Here is a 14,220-nt window from a genome sequence, read left to right as displayed (position 1 = left end):
CTCGACAACCCCCTCGTCGAGCCATAACAATGTGTCAACTCTACGCGTGTAGCATGGAGTTGCCGCGCTAGCGTCGCCGACGCCTGCCCTCCCCTACGCAGCCCCTTTTCCCCGAGGAGAGTGCGCCATCAACGCGTCCAGCCCTCCCGCTGCCGTCGAACTGCGCGGCATCACCAAGCGATTCCCCGGCGTCGTCGCCAACAAGGACATCGACATCACCGTCCGCACGGGCACCGTGCACGCCTTGTGCGGTGAGAACGGTGCCGGCAAGTCCACCCTGATGAAGATCCTCTACGGCATGCAGCAGCCGGACGAGGGCACCATCACGGTGAACGGCGAGACGGTCACCTTCCACACCCCCGCCGACGCCATCGGCCGCGGCATCGGCATGGTGCACCAGCACTTCATGCTCGCCGACAACCTCACCGTCCTGGAGAACGTCGTCCTGGGCGCTGAGAAGCTGTACGGCATCGGCGCCAAGGCCCGCGCGAAGATCCGGGAGATCTCCGACGCGTACAGCCTGAACGTCCGCCCCGACGTCCTCCTCGAAGAGCTCGGCGTCGCCGACCGCCAGCGCGTGGAGATCCTCAAGGTCCTCTACCGCGGCGCCAAGACCCTGATCCTCGACGAGCCCACCGCCGTCCTCGTGCCCCAGGAGGTCGACGCGCTCTTCGACAACCTGCGCGAGCTCAAGGCCGAGGGCCTCACCGTCATCTTCATCTCCCACAAGCTCGGCGAAGTCCTGTCGGTGGCCGACGAGATCACCGTCATCCGCCGCGGCACCACCGTCGGCACCGTGGAGCCCGCCGGCACCACCTCCAAGCAGCTCGCCGAGCTGATGGTCGGCAGCGAACTGCCCACCCCGGAGACCGAGGAGTCCACGGTCACCGACGTGGCGCTGCTCAAGCTGGACGGCCTGCGCCTGGCCCAGACCGACCTCGACGGCGTCGAGCGGATCATCCTCGACGACATCTCCTTCACCATCCACAAGGGCGAGGTCCTCGGCATCGCCGGCGTGGAGGGCAACGGCCAGTCCGAGCTGGTCGAGGCCATCATGGGCATCCGCGACCCCGACTCCGGCACCGTCACCCTCGACGGCACCGACATCTCCCACGTCCCCACCCGCCACCGCCGCGAGGCCGGCGTCGGCTACATCCCCGAGGACCGCCACCGCCACGGCCTGCTCCTCGAGGCCCCGCTGTGGGAGAACCGCATCCTCGGCCATGTCACCGAGAAGCCCAACTCCCGCGGCCAGCTCCTGGACATCAAGGGCGCCCGCACCGACACCGAGCGCATCATCCAGGCGTACGACGTCCGCACCCCCGGCATCGACGTCACCGCCGGCTCGCTGTCCGGCGGCAACCAGCAGAAGCTGATCGTCGGCCGGGAGATGAGCCACGCACCCAAGCTGCTCATCGCCGCCCACCCCACCCGCGGTGTGGACGTCGGCGCGCAGGCCGCGATCTGGGACCACATCCGCGAGGCCCGCCGCGAGGGCCTGGCCGTGCTGCTGATCTCCGCCGACCTGGACGAGCTCATCGGGCTGTCCGACACCCTGCGGGTGATGTACCGCGGCCGACTGGTCGCCGACGCCGACCCCGCCACCATCACCCCCGAGGAGCTGGGCTCCGCCATGACCGGCGCGGCCACCGGCCACCTGGAGCACGCAGAGGGCTCCACAGGGGACTCCGCAGCGGTCTCCGCCGAGGACGACGAGGACGACGCCCGATGAACAAGCTGACCCAACGCATCGACAAGGAGCGGCTGCTCCTCGGCATCGCGGCCCCGCTGCTCGCGGTCGTCGCCGCGCTCGTCGTCACCACCCTGGTGATCCTCGCCACCGGCAAGAACCCGGGAGCCGCCTTCAGCGACATGCTGACCTACGGCTCCGCCAGCGACAGCCAGGTCTACATCCTCAACAAGGCGACCACGTACTACCTCGCGGGCGTCGCGGTGGCCATCGGCTTCCGGATGAACCTGTTCAACATCGGCGTCGACGGCCAGTACCGCATCGCCGCGTTCTTCGCCGCCGTCCTCGGTGGCGCGCTGACCACGCCGGGCTGGATCTCCATCCCGCTGATCATCCTGTGCGCCATGGGCACCGGCGCCGTGTGGGCGGGCATCGCGGGCGTGCTGAAGGTGACCCGCGGCGTGAGCGAGGTCATCTCGACGATCATGCTCAACGCGATCGCCACCGCGATCATCGCCTACCTCCTCCAGCCCGGAAAGCTCGCCGAGCTCCAGGCCGGCGGCACCGTCGTCTCCACCAAGCCGCTGCCGGAGTCGTCGTACTTCTTCCAGATCGACACCGGCGCGGCGGGCGAGCTGTGGGGCTTCATCGTGATCGCCGTGCTCGTCGGCATCGGGTACTGGTTCGTGCTCGGCCGCACCCGGTTCGGCTTCGACCTGCGCACCGTCGGCCAGTCCGAGTCCGCCGCCGCCGCGAGCGGTGTCTCCGTGAAGAAGATGGTCGCGACCAGCATGCTCATCTCCGGCGCCATCGCCGGCCTGATCGGCATGCCGACCCTGCTCAACGACAGCCACCAGTTCAGCAACGACTTCCCCGTCGGCATCGGCTTCACCGGTATCGCCATCGCCCTGCTCGGCCGCAACAACCCGGTCGGCATCGCGCTCGGCGCCCTGCTGTGGGGCTTCCTGGAGCGCACCACCAACCACCTGGAGTTCGAGGGCTACGACAAGGAGATCCTCGGCGTGATCCAGGGCGTCATCGTCCTGTGCGTCGTCATCGCCTACGAGGTCGTACGCCGCTACGGGCTCAAGCGTCAGCAGCAGCGGGTCGGCGCCGAGCTCGCCGCCCAGGCCGCCACCCCGACCCAGAAGCAGGAGGTGGCGTGATGACTGCCACGATGACCGACACGCCGCCCCCCGCGGCTCCCAAGGCGGACTCCGCCGTCCGGTCGGGCCGCTCGCTCGGCCAGATCCTGATGATCGTCGCCGGCGCGCTGCTGCTCGTCGCCGCGGTCCGCGTCATCTCCGGCTCCGACCAGCTCACCTCCGAGGGCCAGGTCTCCGCCGCCCTCAGCCTCGCCGTGCCGATCGGCCTCGCGGGCCTGGCCGGTCTGTGGTCCGAGCGCTCCGGCGTGGTCAACATCGGCCTCGAAGGCATGATGATCCTCGGCACCTTCGGCGCCGGCTGGATCGGCTGGCAGTCCAGCCCCTGGCTCGGCCTGCTGTGCGGCGTCGGCTTCGGCGTCGTCGGCGGTCTGCTGCACGCGGTCGCGACCGTCACCTTCGGCGTCGACCACATCGTCTCCGGTGTCGCGATCAACCTCCTCGCACTGGGCACCACCCAGTACCTCGCCAAGCTGTTCTTCGTCGACGGCAAGGCGGCCGAGGAGGGCGGCAACCCCAAGCAGTCCCCGCCGGTGGACTCGCTGCCCAACTTCGACGTCCCGGGCCTGTCCAGCGGGCTGCACTCCATCGAGAACCACCACTGGTTCCTGATCTCCGACATCGCCGGCATCCTCGGCGGCCTGGTCACCGACCTGTCCGTGGTGACGGTCCTCGCGGTCGCGCTGTTCGTCGGCAGCTGGTGGCTGCTGTGGCGCACCGCGTTCGGTCTGCGCCTGCGCTCCTGCGGTGAGAACCCGATCGCCGCCGAGTCCCTCGGTGTCAACGTCTACAAGTACAAGTACATGGCCGTGGCCGTCTCCGGCGGTCTCGCCGGCCTCGGTGGCGCCTTCCTCGCGCTGGTCACCTCGCACAGCTACCTCGAGGGCCAGACCGGCGGCCGCGGTTACATCGGTCTCGCCGCCATGATCTTCGGCAACTGGCGGCCCGGCGGCCTCGCCATGGGCGCGGGCCTGTTCGGCTACTCCGACGCGCTCCAGCTGCGCAACGGCGGCGAGACCGTCCACGCGCTGCTGCTCCTGCTGTTCGTGCTGCTCATCGCGATGGCAGGGTGGAAGCTGTACAAGAAGGCGCACTGGCAGGGCGGCATCAGCCTCCTGGTGGCCGCGGGCGTCCTGGTCTGGTACCTGGTCACCGACGAGGTGCCGAGCGACTTCGTGGGTGCCACCCCGTACGTCGTGACCCTGCTGGTGCTGTCGCTGTCCGCGCAGCGCCTCAGGATGCCCAAGGCGGACGGCATGCGCTACCGGAAGGGCCAGGGCAAGTGACGGGCGTCGACTGGGGGGCACTGCGGGCGGCCGCCCGGGACGCCATGTCCCGGGCGTACGCCCCGTACTCCGGCTACCCGGTCGGCGTGGCCGCCCTGGTCGACGACGGCCGTACGATCACCGGCTGCAACGTCGAGAACGCCTCCTACGGCCTCGGCCTGTGCGCCGAGTGCGGCCTGGTCTCGGAGCTGCAGAACACGGGGGGCGGCCGGCTCACGCACTTCACCTGCGTGGACGGCCGGGGCGAGGTGCTCGTCCCGTGCGGCCGCTGCCGCCAGCTGCTCTACGAGTTCGGCGGCGCCGATCTCCTCCTGGAGACCCCGGAGGGGATCCTGCCGCTGTCGGAGATGCTCCCGCAGGCCTTCGGGCCGGAGCACCTCACCAAGTAATTCCCGGAAGGAAAGCCCTGCATGGCCATGGACGCCATCTCCGTCATCCGCACCAAGCGGGACCGCGGCGAGCTCAGCGACGAGGAGATCGACTGGGTCATCGACGCGTACACCCGCGGGGAGGTCGCCGATGAGCAGATGTCCGCGCTCGCGATGGCGATCCTGCTCAACGGCATGAACCGCGGCGAGATCGCCCGCTGGACGGCGGCGATGATCGCTTCGGGCGAGCGGATGGACTTCTCGTCCCTGTCCCGCCCCACGGCGGACAAGCACTCCACGGGCGGCGTCGGCGACAAGATCACGCTGCCGCTCGCGCCCCTGGTGGCGGCCTGCGGTGCGGCCGTCCCCCAGCTCTCGGGCCGGGGCCTCGGCCACACCGGCGGCACGCTGGACAAGCTGGAGTCGATCCCCGGCTGGCGCGCGCTGCTGTCCAACGAGGAGATGCTGCACGTCCTCGACACCACCGGCGCGGTGATCTGCGCGGCGGGCGACGGCCTGGCCCCGGCCGACAAGAAGCTGTACGCCCTGCGGGACGTCACCGGCACGGTCGAGGCGATCCCGCTGATCGCCTCCTCGATCATGTCGAAGAAGATCGCGGAGGGCACCGGCTCGCTGGTCCTGGACGTCAAGGTCGGCACCGGCGCCTTCATGAAGACCATCGAGGACGCGCGGGAACTGGCGTCCACGATGGTGGGCCTGGGCACCGACCATGACGTCAGGACGGTCGCGCTCCTGACGGACATGTCGACCCCGCTCGGCCTCACGGCCGGCAACGCCCTGGAGGTCCGTGAGTCGGTGGAGGTCCTGGCGGGTGGGGGCCCCTCGGACGTCGTGGAGCTCACCCTCGCGCTGGCCCACGAGATGCTGGCGGCGGCGGGCATCCGCGACGCCGACCCGGCGAAGGCGCTGGCCGACGGTTCGGCGATGGACGTCTGGCGGCGGATGATCGCGGCCCAGGGCGGCGACGCGGACGCGGAACTGCCGGTGGCGCGTGAGCAGCACGTCGTCAAGGCGCCGTCCTCGGGCGTCCTGACCCGCCTCGACGCCTACGGCGTCGGCGTCGCCGCCTGGCGCCTCGGCGCGGGCCGGGCCCGCAAGGAGGACCCGGTGCAGGCGGGCGCGGGCGTGGAACTCCACGCCAAGCCCGGCGACACGGTGACGGAGGGCCAGCCCCTCCTGACCCTCCACACGGACACTCCGGAACGCTTCGAGTACGCCCTCCAGTCGATCGAGGGCTCCTACGACATCGGCGCGGCGGGAACGGCCTTCACGGCCTCGCCCGTTGTGCTGGAACGTATCGCCTGACCAGGTAATTCCCCTTTTGGGTGAACGGGATCGGTGGACCCCCACCGGTCCCGTTCGGCATGCTGGGATCGGTGACGCAACCGAAGGAGACCGCGATGAGCGCACTCACCGTGGGCCACGACCCCGAGCAGAGCTGGGACGACCTCGTCCGGTTCTGGGAGGAGATGGACTGGCCCGAGGGCAGCAAGGTGGAGATCATCGAGGGGATCATCACCGTGTCACCTGCTCCCGCACCCCGTCACAACGTGATCGCGGAACGCATCCAGCGTCGCCTGTACTCCGTGATCCCCGCAAACTGGGGGGTCTATCAGACACAGGCCATCGCCGTCCCCTCGCGGCTCGGCATGTTCATCCCAGACATCCTGGTCGCCCCGGTCCAGGAGTGCACTGAGGCGGACACCTATCTGCCGGCCGCCGTGGCTGAGCTCGTCGTTGAGGTCACCTCCAGGAAGAACGCTCGCCACGACCGCGTGAACAAGCCCGCCGCCTACGCCTCCGCCGGCATCCCCCTTTACCTCCTCGTCGACCGCTGGGCACCCGAAGGTCCCACAGCGACCCTCTACGGAGAGCCCCAGGGAGACGTCTACCGCCCGCTAGCCGTCGCCAAGTTCGGTGAGCTGCTCACCCTCCCCGCGCCCTTCGACCTCGTCATCGACACCGGCGAGTTCCCCGAGACGTGACTCACCCCAGCAGCGCCGCCACGACCACCAGCACCGGTACCGACAACACCGTCGACACCAGGATCGAATCCCGGGCCAGGCGTTCGCCCACGCCGTAGGTGGAGGCGTAGGTGTAGAGGTTCTGCGCGGCCGGGAGGGCCGACGTGACCACCACGTCGAGGAGTTGGGCTCCGTGGAGGCCGAAGACACCGGCCGCCAGCACCCACGCCGCCGCCGGCTGCCCCACCGACTTCAGCACCACCGAGAGCAGCACGAGCTGCCGTTCCGGGCCCCGGCCGGGCATCGTGCTGCCGCACAGGGAGATGCCGAACGCGAGCAGGACCGCCGGGACCGACATGCCGCCGATGAGGGTCAGGGGATCCATCACGGGGGCCGGCACCTTCAGACCCGCCGCCGAGACCGCCACGCCGGCCAGCGAGCCCACCGCGATCGGATTGCGCAGGGGGGTGAGCAGGCGCCGCCACAGCGGACCCTTCTCGCCCTCGCCCGACGCCAGGTCCAGGACCGTCAGCGCGACCGGCGTCACCCCCACCAGCTGGAACAACAGCACCGGCGCCACCAGCGACGCGTCGCCCAGGACGTACACCGCGATCGGGATACCGAGGTTCCCCGAGTTGACGTACGACGAGCACAGCGCGCCGATCGTCGTACGGCCCAGCCCCCAGCCCCGTACGACACCCACCGCCACGAAGACGCCCGCCGCCGCGGCCGTGCTGAGCGCGGTCACCAGCAGGCGGCTGGAGAAGATCACCGACAGGTCGGCCCGGGCGAGCGTGGTGAACAGCAGGGCGGGGGAGGCGACATGGAAGGCGAGCTTGGTCAGGACCTCGCGGCCCTGGTCGCCGAGGTAACCGCGCAGGCCGATGAGATAGCCGACCCCGATCACCACCGCGATCACCGCGAAGCCGGTCAGCACTCCCTGCACGGGGACTCCCCAAGGCTGAGGAGGGCGTGCGGTATCCAGTCAGGTGCTGATGGGTGGCGCATACAGCTAACCCTCGGGGGAAGACGCCACCCAGGTCAACGTGATCCTTCCCGCGCCGAGAGGCGGCCGCGCTCACGCCACGGCCGATGAGTTAGGCCCACCCGCCCGGTCTACCGATCGTGGACGCCATGACACCCGCTGTACTCGTGCTGACCGGCCCCGTCACCCGGGACGAGGTGAGGGGGCTGAGCGACGAGGTCCGGGCCCTGTTGCGGACGACCCGCGCCGGGGTGGTGGTGTGCGATGTCGCCGGGCTCGGGCCGCCGGGGCTCGGCACGGTGGACCTGCTGGCCCGGCTGCAACTGGCCGCCAAGCGCGCCGGGGGACGGATCAGACTGCGCGACCCGGACCCCGCGCTACACGCCCTCCTTGACCTCGTCGGCCTCCGCTTCGAGATGGAGGGGGACGCCGAACAGGGGGAACCAGCGCTGGGTGTCCAGGAAGAAGTGGAACCCGGTGAGCCGGCCGTCTGAGATCTCCAGCACCTGGATCGACCAGGGGGTCCAGCCGCCCTTCTCGGGGTCCGGCTTGTACTGGGCGAAGCCCGGCAGGCCGTTGACCTCGACCGGGATCAGACGGGAGCCCTCGCAGGCGGAGCCCAGGGTGGTCATGAAGCCCGTGATGTCGTCGTGGCCCGTCAGCCACAGGTCGAACGGCGGCATCGTCATGATGGCGTCCTCGTGGAGGAGGGCCGTCAGGGCCGTCATGTCATAGCCCTCGAACGCCTTCACATAGCGGTCCAGGAGCTTCTGCTGCTCCTCGTCCAGAGGGTCGGAGACGGCCGCGTCGGCGCCCTGCTCCTCCCGCTCGGCGAGGGTGGCGCGGGCGCGCTGGAGGGCGCTGTTGACCGAGGCGACGGAGGTGTCGAGCAGCTCGGCGACCTCGCTGGCCTTCCAGGCCAGCACTTCGCGCAGGATCAGCACCGCGCGCTGCTTGGGGGGCAGGTTCTGGAGGGCGGCCATGAAGGCGAGCCGCACGGTCTCCTTGGCGACGGCTGCTTCCGCCGGGTCCTCGACGGTCGGCAGGACGCGGTTGTCGGGCATCGGCTCCAGCCAGGTGTGGTCCGGGCGGGGGGAGAGGGCGGCCTGGGCGAGGGGGGTCGACTCCGAGAGGTCCATGGGGCGGGCGCGCTTGTTGCCGGCCGTCAGCATGTCCAGACAGACATTGGTCGCGATGCGGTACAGCCAGGAGCGGAGGCTGGAGCGGCCCTCGAACTTGTCGTAGCTCCGCCAGGCCCGGACCATCGTGTCCTGCACCGCGTCCTCGGCCTCGAAGGAGGAGCCGAGCATGCGGTAGCAGTACCCCGTGAGCTCGGTGCGGTGCTTCTCGAGCCTGAGGTCGAGATCTGTCGTCGTCGCCGTGCTGTCCGTCATCGTCCACCCACCCCTGTGGCCGTGCTGTGTCGCGCCTTTGCGCCCAGTACTCGGAAACTACCGCAGGGGTCTGACAATGGCGTGCCGAGTGGGTGAACGTGCAGGTCAGGGATCTTCTGGGGCCAGCACAGGGCTGAGATCGACCCGAGCAGAAGACTCCCCCTGGCCGACCGACCTCGACCAGGGGGAAGTCAGACGTGCGGCTCAGGCCGTCGCGAGCCGCTGCTGGACCCGGGCCGCACGCGTTCCGAGGACGGTGATCGTCACGACGCCGAGCACCGCGAGGAGGCCCACCGTGACCGTCCCGGCCCAGCCGCCCGCGTGGAAGGCGAGTGCGCCGACCGTGCTGCCCGCGCTGGAGCCGATGTAGTAGGCCGACTGGTAGAGGGCCGAGGCCTGGGCGCGGCCGTGGGTGGCCGTCTTGCTGACCGCCGACGAGGCGACCGCGTGGCCCGCGAAGAAGCCGCCCGTGATCAGGACCAGGCCGAGCAGCACCACGGGCAGGGAGTCCGCGAGGGAGAGCAGCAGACCCGTCGCCGTCGTACCGCCCGCCGCGTACAGCGCGCCCCGGCGGCCGAGGCGGCCGACCAGGCGGCCCGCCGTGGACGCGGACACCGTGCCCACCAGGTAGACCAGGAAGATCGAGCCGATGATGCCCTGGGGGAGCGAGAACGGCGCCTCCGTCAGGCGGTAGCCGATCACCGTGTAGACGCCGCCGAAGACGGTCATGAACAGCGCGCCGATGGCGTACAGCCGGCACAGCAGGGGGTTGGAGAGGTGGGCGCGGACCGTGCCGAGCAGCACGCGCGGCTTCAGGGAGCCCGCCTTGAAGTGCCGGGGCGCCGGCAGCAGCAGACGGAACGCCACCGCACAGGCCACCGCGATCGCGCCGATGACCCCGACGGCCACCCGCCAGCCCCATTCCTGCGCGACCCAGCCCGTGATGACCCGGCCGCTCATCCCGCCGACGCTGTTGCCGGCCACGAACAGACCGATCGCCGTGACCAGGGCCTTCGGGCGGACCTCTTCGGCCAGATACGCCGTCGCGGACGCGGGCAGCCCGGCCAGGGCCGCCCCCTGCACCGCCCGCAGCGCCACCAGCGCGGGCAGCGAGGGCGCGAAGGGGACCAGGAGACCGACCGTCACCGCGACGGCCAGCGAGGCCGTCATGACCGTACGGCGTCCGAAGCGCTCGGAGACGGCGCTCATCGGCAGCACGAACAGCGCCAGTCCGCCGGTCGCGGCCGCCACCGTCCAGCTCGCCTCGCTCGCCGCCACCCCGAACTCGCCCGAGATCAGCGGGAGAAGAGCCTGTGTGGAGTACAGCAGCGCGAAGGTCGCGACACCGGCGAGGAAGAGGGCGAAGCTCATCCGGCGGTAGCCGGGGCCGCCCGGGGTCAGACGGGAGTCGGGGGTGGAGACGGGGGATGCGGCGCCCAGGTGGATGGACGCCTCGGTACTGGCAGGCATGCCTCGAAGTTACGTACGGCTCCTCTTATCCGTCCAATGCATGGATTCGCCATAATCGTTCCCATGGTGCATCAGCAGAGGTCACAGGCTCACCTGTCACCGTCCAGTGACACAGAAGACATCGTCGCGCTGCTCGCGCCACGGCTCGCCCACTTCGCCGGCGTCGCCCGCACCGAGCACGTGACCCGGGCCGCCCAGGAGATGGACGTACCCCAGTCGACGCTCTCGCGTGCGATGGTCCGCCTGGAGCAGGACCTCGGGGTCGACCTGTTCGCCCGCATCGGACGTACGGTCTCCCTCACCCCCGCGGGACGCACCTTCCTCGTCTCGGTCGAACGGGCCCTCGCCGAAATCCGGCGGGCCGCCGACGAGGTCCGTGCCGACGCCGATCCGGCCACCGGCAAGGTCGCCTTCGGGTTCCTGCACACGATGGGCTCGGAGACCGTGCCCGGCCTGATCCGCGCCTTCCGCGCCGACCATCCCCGGGTGCGCTTCAGCCTGGTCCAGACCTACGGCGAGGCGATGATCGAACGCCTGCGCGCGGGCGAGCTGGACCTCTGTCTGACCTCGCCGGTCCCGGCCGCCCCGGACCTCGTCGCCCGGCGCCTCGACGAGCAGAAGCTGCGGCTCGTGGTCCCCGCCGACCACCCTCTCGCGGCCCGCAAGCGCGTCCGCCTCGCCGAGGCCGCCGACGAGGCCTTCGTCACCCTGGAACCCGGCTACGGCCTCCGCCGCATCACCGACGACCTCTGCCAGGAGGCCGGCTTCAAGCCGCGGATCGCCTTCGAGGGGGAGGAGGCGGAGACGCTCCGCGGCCTGGTGGCGGCCGGCCTGGGCGTGGCCCTGCTGCCCCCGCCGGCCTTCCCCCGCCCGGGGGTGGCGGAACTGACGGTCACGGCCCCGAGAGCGGCCCGCGAGATCGGCGTCGCCTGGCTGGACGGCCACCCGGACACCCCACCGGTGGCAGCCTTCAAGAAGTTCCTCTTGTCGAGAAGGGGCAGCCTGTTGCCCTGAGTGAGCGCCTACGTGGGTGCCGGGTTCGGTTGTCGAGCGGGTGCGGGTGCGTTGTGGCTGGTCGCGCAGTTCCCCGCGCCCCCGCTGCGCTGGGCTTGGGCCGGGCGCCTACTGATGTGCCGGGTCCGGTTGTCGGGCGGGTGCGGGTGCGTTGTGGCTGGTCGCGCAGTTCCCCGCGCCCCTGGGTGGGGCGTCCGGACGCTCTTGCAGACGCGTACGGCGTGAAGGGGACGGGCCCGCGGCCTACCGCCTGCGCCCGAAGCCCGAAGCGAGCGGCATTCGCAGGCCCAGTGGCGGAGGCGCGGCCAACGCATCCCGCACAGGCCGGGACAGTGGGTGGCCGAACAGGGCTCCCAGGACGAAGTCCTGGGTCAGTGCCTGTACTTCGGAGCGGTACTGGTGCAACCTGTGTCCGTCGGAGTGGACTTCGAAGCGGCACACCTCCCGGTTGGCCTTCTTCGCCCGGGACGCGAGCCGGAACGACAGTTCGGGATCCGTCCGTTGGTCGTTCGTGCCGTGCACGACGAGCACGCGCCGCCCCACGAGCTGCTTCACCGGTTCGGGGGAGGCCGCCACATCCTCCTCGGGCAGCCAAGGCGCGATCGCCACCACGGAGTTGACGGCCTCGTGACCGCCCGCGTGCAGCGCCGCCCGCCCGCCCATGTCGACACCTACCAGAGCCACGGGAACGTCCCCGTAACGCCGTACGACCTCGTCCGCGGCCCAGTTCGCGTCGTGCGCGAGATGCGCCTCGCTGCCGTTCCACCCGCGGTAGCGGTAGTGCACGAGGTGCGCCGCCAGCCCGTCCCTCTGGCCCGCGCGGGCCAGCCGCCGCCCCAACGCCCGTACGGCGGACGGCAGTCGCATGGCGGAGGGCCTGCGCAGAGAGGTTTCGTCGCCGCTCGGAAGGAGCAGCACCACACCGCTCACCGCCGCCGGCTCCGGGCCGAGTGTCCTGCCCAGTCGGGCGCTGCGAACCGGCGTCGCTTGCTGTGCCATGACAGAACAGTGTCAGAAGCGCGGGTGTACGACACGAGGCCGGGCGGTCACCGTTACGTATCGACGGATTCGTACATTGGGTGATCTACGCGCGTAGGCGTTAGAGTGCGGAAATGACGAGCAAGACTGACCGGATGGGGAACTCCCCGAGCTCGGACCAGATCCGCCGGGCACCCAAGGTTCTGCTGCACGATCACCTCGACGGCGGGCTGCGTCCCGGCACGATCGTCGACCTCGCCCGGGAGACCGGGTACGGCGGGCTCCCCGAGAAGGACGCGGACCGGCTCGGCGTCTGGTTCCGCGAGGCCGCCGACTCCGGTTCGCTGGAGCGGTACTTGGAGACCTTCTCGCACACCGTCGGCGTCATGCAGACCCGCGAGGCGCTGGTGCGGGTGGCCGCCGAGTGCGCCGAGGACCTCGCCGAGGACGGCGTCGTCTACGCCGAGGTGCGCTACGCCCCCGAACAGCACCTGGAGAAGGGCCTGACCCTCGAAGAGGTCGTCGAGGCCGTCAACGAGGGCTTCCGGGAAGGCGAGCGCAGGGCCAGGGCGGCCGGCCACCGCATCCGCGTCGGCGCCCTGCTCACCGCGATGCGGCACGCGGCCCGTGCCCTGGAGATCGCCGAACTCGCCAACCGCTTCCGCGACCTGGGCGTGGTCGGCTTCGACATCGCGGGCGCCGAGGCCGGCTACCCGCCCACCCGGCACCTCGACGCCTTCGAGTACCTGAAGCGCGAGAACAACCACTTCACCATCCACGCCGGCGAGGCCTTCGGGCTGCCGTCCATCTGGCAGGCCCTCCAGTGGTGCGGCGCCGACCGGCTCGGGCACGGGGTGCGCATCATCGACGACATCCAGGTCCACGAGGACGGCACCGTCAAGCTCGGCCGGCTCGCCTCCTACGTCCGGGACAAGCGGATCCCGCTGGAGCTGTGCCCCAGCTCCAACCTCCAGACCGGGGCGGCCGCCTCGTACGCCGAGCATCCGATCGGACTGCTGCGGCGGCTGCACTTCAGGGCGACCGTGAACACCGACAACCGCCTGATGTCCGGCACCAGCATGAGCCGGGAATTCGAGCATCTTGTCGACGCGTTCGGCTACACGCTCGACGACATGCAGTGGTTCTCCGTCAATGCGATGAAATCAGCGTTCATTCCTTTCGATGAACGACTCGCGATGATCAATGACGTCATCAAGCCCGGATATGCCGAGCTGAAATCCGAATGGCTGTTCCAGCAGACGGCCTCCACCAGCGGTTCTGTGGCGGAGGAAGGCTGATCCCGGGAATTCTCCGGTACGGAATGCGGGCGGGTGTTCACAATCCGTCCGCATTTCGATGTTTGCGGCGGGCGGGTGTGCATGTTTACGGTCGTGGACCGCTCACATCCCCGTAAACCCATTTCGAGGACGCAATTCATGAAGCAGTCTGCTGCCAAGACCCTCGGTGTCGCCGCCCTCGGTGCCGCCTTCGCCGCGGCCGGCGCGGGTGCCGCGAACGCCGCTCCGGCGGTCCCGGACGCCTCCCAGGCGCTCGGCACCGTCTCCCAGGGGCTCCCCACCGAGAACCTCACCAAGGCGCTGCCGGGTGCCGGTGAGGCGCTGGCGCAGGCCCAGCCGGCGCTCGGCGCGGGCCTCGCGGCCGCGCAGCCCGCCGCCGAGCGGGTGCTCGCCGACGGTCCGACCGCGCCCGTCGCCGGTCTCCTCGGCGGTCTGCCGGTCGGCAAGATCCTGCCCGGCGGCGGCGCCGGCACCGGTGTGAACGGCCTGCCGCTCGGCTGAGCCACGGAGCCATGAGGCGGGCCCGGGACCGTGCGGGTCCTTGAGGCCCGCCGCTCCTCGCACGCGCCGGTGGGGCGCACCCCTGGAC

The 14,220-nt window shown here is 70.6% G+C and carries 14 protein-coding genes; 10 read left to right on the top strand and 4 right to left on the bottom strand.

Annotated elements, in window-relative coordinates; all coding sequences use genetic code 11:
* Positions 1–160: 160 nt before the first annotated feature.
* From ACFULQ_RS09140 to ACFULQ_RS09115, 6 genes are all read left to right on the top strand, one after another.
* Positions 161–1,732: an ABC transporter ATP-binding protein gene (locus ACFULQ_RS09140; RefSeq protein ID WP_383540555.1), complete on the top strand. Its 1,572-nt coding sequence runs from the start codon at positions 161–163 to the stop codon at positions 1,730–1,732.
* Complete coding sequence (locus tag ACFULQ_RS09135; protein ID WP_383540288.1) at positions 1,729–2,856, top strand: ABC transporter permease; 1,128 nt, start codon at positions 1,729–1,731, stop codon at positions 2,854–2,856. The genes ACFULQ_RS09140 and ACFULQ_RS09135 overlap by 4 nt, the downstream gene beginning before the upstream one ends.
* The gene (locus ACFULQ_RS09130; RefSeq protein ID WP_383540285.1) at positions 2,856–4,139 is read left to right on the top strand and encodes an ABC transporter permease; all 1,284 of its coding nucleotides are present in this window, start codon (positions 2,856–2,858) and stop codon (positions 4,137–4,139) included. The genes ACFULQ_RS09135 and ACFULQ_RS09130 overlap by 1 nt, the downstream gene beginning before the upstream one ends.
* Positions 4,136–4,528, top strand: a complete 393-nt coding sequence (locus ACFULQ_RS09125) for a cytidine deaminase (protein WP_020141239.1) — start codon at positions 4,136–4,138, stop codon at positions 4,526–4,528. The genes ACFULQ_RS09130 and ACFULQ_RS09125 overlap by 4 nt, the downstream gene beginning before the upstream one ends.
* A 27-nt stretch (positions 4,529–4,555) precedes the next feature.
* Positions 4,556–5,833: a thymidine phosphorylase gene (locus tag ACFULQ_RS09120; protein ID WP_383540552.1), complete on the top strand. Its 1,278-nt coding sequence runs from the start codon at positions 4,556–4,558 to the stop codon at positions 5,831–5,833.
* Between the two features lie 95 nt (positions 5,834–5,928).
* Positions 5,929–6,513, top strand: coding sequence for a Uma2 family endonuclease (locus ACFULQ_RS09115; protein WP_383540282.1), 585 nt, complete (start codon positions 5,929–5,931; stop codon positions 6,511–6,513).
* 1 nt (position 6,514) lies between these two features.
* On the opposite strand, the gene ACFULQ_RS09110 is transcribed toward ACFULQ_RS09115, so the two are convergent.
* The gene (locus tag ACFULQ_RS09110) at positions 6,515–7,438 is read right to left on the bottom strand and encodes an AEC family transporter (RefSeq protein WP_383540278.1); all 924 of its coding nucleotides are present in this window, start codon (positions 7,436–7,438) and stop codon (positions 6,515–6,517) included.
* 188 nt (positions 7,439–7,626) lie between these two features.
* Here ACFULQ_RS09110 and ACFULQ_RS09105 point away from each other — a divergent pair, with 188 nt between their 5' ends.
* Positions 7,627–7,971, top strand: coding sequence for an STAS domain-containing protein (locus tag ACFULQ_RS09105; RefSeq protein WP_383540275.1), 345 nt, complete (start codon positions 7,627–7,629; stop codon positions 7,969–7,971).
* Here ACFULQ_RS09105 and ACFULQ_RS09100 read toward each other — a convergent pair.
* Together ACFULQ_RS09100 and ACFULQ_RS09095 are read right to left on the bottom strand one after the other, a co-directional pair.
* On the bottom strand, positions 7,855–8,871 hold the full coding sequence (locus ACFULQ_RS09100; RefSeq protein WP_383540273.1) for a sigma-70 family RNA polymerase sigma factor: 1,017 nt from the start codon (positions 8,869–8,871) through the stop codon (positions 7,855–7,857). The two genes, ACFULQ_RS09105 and ACFULQ_RS09100, sit on opposite strands and share 117 nt — an antisense overlap.
* A gap of 204 nt (positions 8,872–9,075) precedes the next feature.
* Positions 9,076–10,341, bottom strand: coding sequence for an MFS transporter (locus ACFULQ_RS09095; protein ID WP_383540270.1), 1,266 nt, complete (start codon positions 10,339–10,341; stop codon positions 9,076–9,078).
* 63 nt (positions 10,342–10,404) lie between these two features.
* Here ACFULQ_RS09095 and ACFULQ_RS09090 point away from each other — a divergent pair, with 63 nt between their 5' ends.
* A complete protein-coding gene (locus tag ACFULQ_RS09090) occupies positions 10,405–11,355 on the top strand; it encodes a LysR substrate-binding domain-containing protein (RefSeq protein WP_383540268.1) in 951 nt (316 codons plus the stop codon).
* Positions 11,356–11,598: 243 nt separating this feature from the next.
* Here ACFULQ_RS09090 and ACFULQ_RS09085 read toward each other — a convergent pair whose 3' ends face one another.
* A complete protein-coding gene (locus tag ACFULQ_RS09085) occupies positions 11,599–12,354 on the bottom strand; it encodes an alpha/beta hydrolase (RefSeq protein WP_383540266.1) in 756 nt (251 codons plus the stop codon).
* Between the two features lie 113 nt (positions 12,355–12,467).
* Here ACFULQ_RS09085 and ACFULQ_RS09080 point away from each other — a divergent pair, with 113 nt between their 5' ends.
* A complete protein-coding gene (locus ACFULQ_RS09080) occupies positions 12,468–13,631 on the top strand; it encodes an adenosine deaminase (protein ID WP_383540263.1) in 1,164 nt (387 codons plus the stop codon).
* A gap of 138 nt (positions 13,632–13,769) precedes the next feature.
* Entirely contained in the window at positions 13,770–14,132 is a 363-nt protein-coding gene (locus ACFULQ_RS09075) for an ATP-binding protein (RefSeq protein ID WP_383540260.1), read from the top strand.
* Positions 14,133–14,220 lie beyond the last annotated feature (88 nt).

Source organism: Streptomyces sp. NPDC057253 (assembly GCF_042669125.1).
Lineage (GTDB): Bacteria > Actinomycetota > Actinomycetes > Streptomycetales > Streptomycetaceae > Streptomyces.
Note: the sequence above shows the minus strand (reverse complement) of the source record. Positions and strands in the feature narration are given on the sequence as shown.

Bases quoted from the DNA above. Each gene is read 5' to 3' on its own strand.
- ACFULQ_RS09135 (WP_383540288.1), top strand. From the start codon at position 1,729: ATGAACAAGCTGACCCAACGCATCGACAAGGAGCGGCTGCTCCTCGGC.
- ACFULQ_RS09130 (WP_383540285.1), top strand. From the start codon at position 2,856: ATGACTGCCACGATGACCGACACGCCGCCCCCCGCGGCTCCCAAGGCG.
- ACFULQ_RS09120 (WP_383540552.1), top strand. From the start codon at position 4,556: ATGGACGCCATCTCCGTCATCCGCACCAAGCGGGACCGCGGCGAGCTC.
- ACFULQ_RS09115 (WP_383540282.1), top strand. From the start codon at position 5,929: ATGAGCGCACTCACCGTGGGCCACGACCCCGAGCAGAGCTGGGACGAC.
- ACFULQ_RS09105 (WP_383540275.1), top strand. From the start codon at position 7,627: ATGACACCCGCTGTACTCGTGCTGACCGGCCCCGTCACCCGGGACGAG.
- ACFULQ_RS09100 (WP_383540273.1), bottom strand. From the start codon at position 8,871: ATGACGGACAGCACGGCGACGACGACAGATCTCGACCTCAGGCTCGAG.
- ACFULQ_RS09095 (WP_383540270.1), bottom strand. From the start codon at position 10,341: ATGCCTGCCAGTACCGAGGCGTCCATCCACCTGGGCGCCGCATCCCCC.
- ACFULQ_RS09090 (WP_383540268.1), top strand. From the start codon at position 10,405: ATGGTGCATCAGCAGAGGTCACAGGCTCACCTGTCACCGTCCAGTGAC.
- ACFULQ_RS09085 (WP_383540266.1), bottom strand. From the start codon at position 12,354: ATGGCACAGCAAGCGACGCCGGTTCGCAGCGCCCGACTGGGCAGGACA.
- ACFULQ_RS09080 (WP_383540263.1), top strand. From the start codon at position 12,468: ATGACGAGCAAGACTGACCGGATGGGGAACTCCCCGAGCTCGGACCAG.
- ACFULQ_RS09075 (WP_383540260.1), top strand. From the start codon at position 13,770: ATGAAGCAGTCTGCTGCCAAGACCCTCGGTGTCGCCGCCCTCGGTGCC.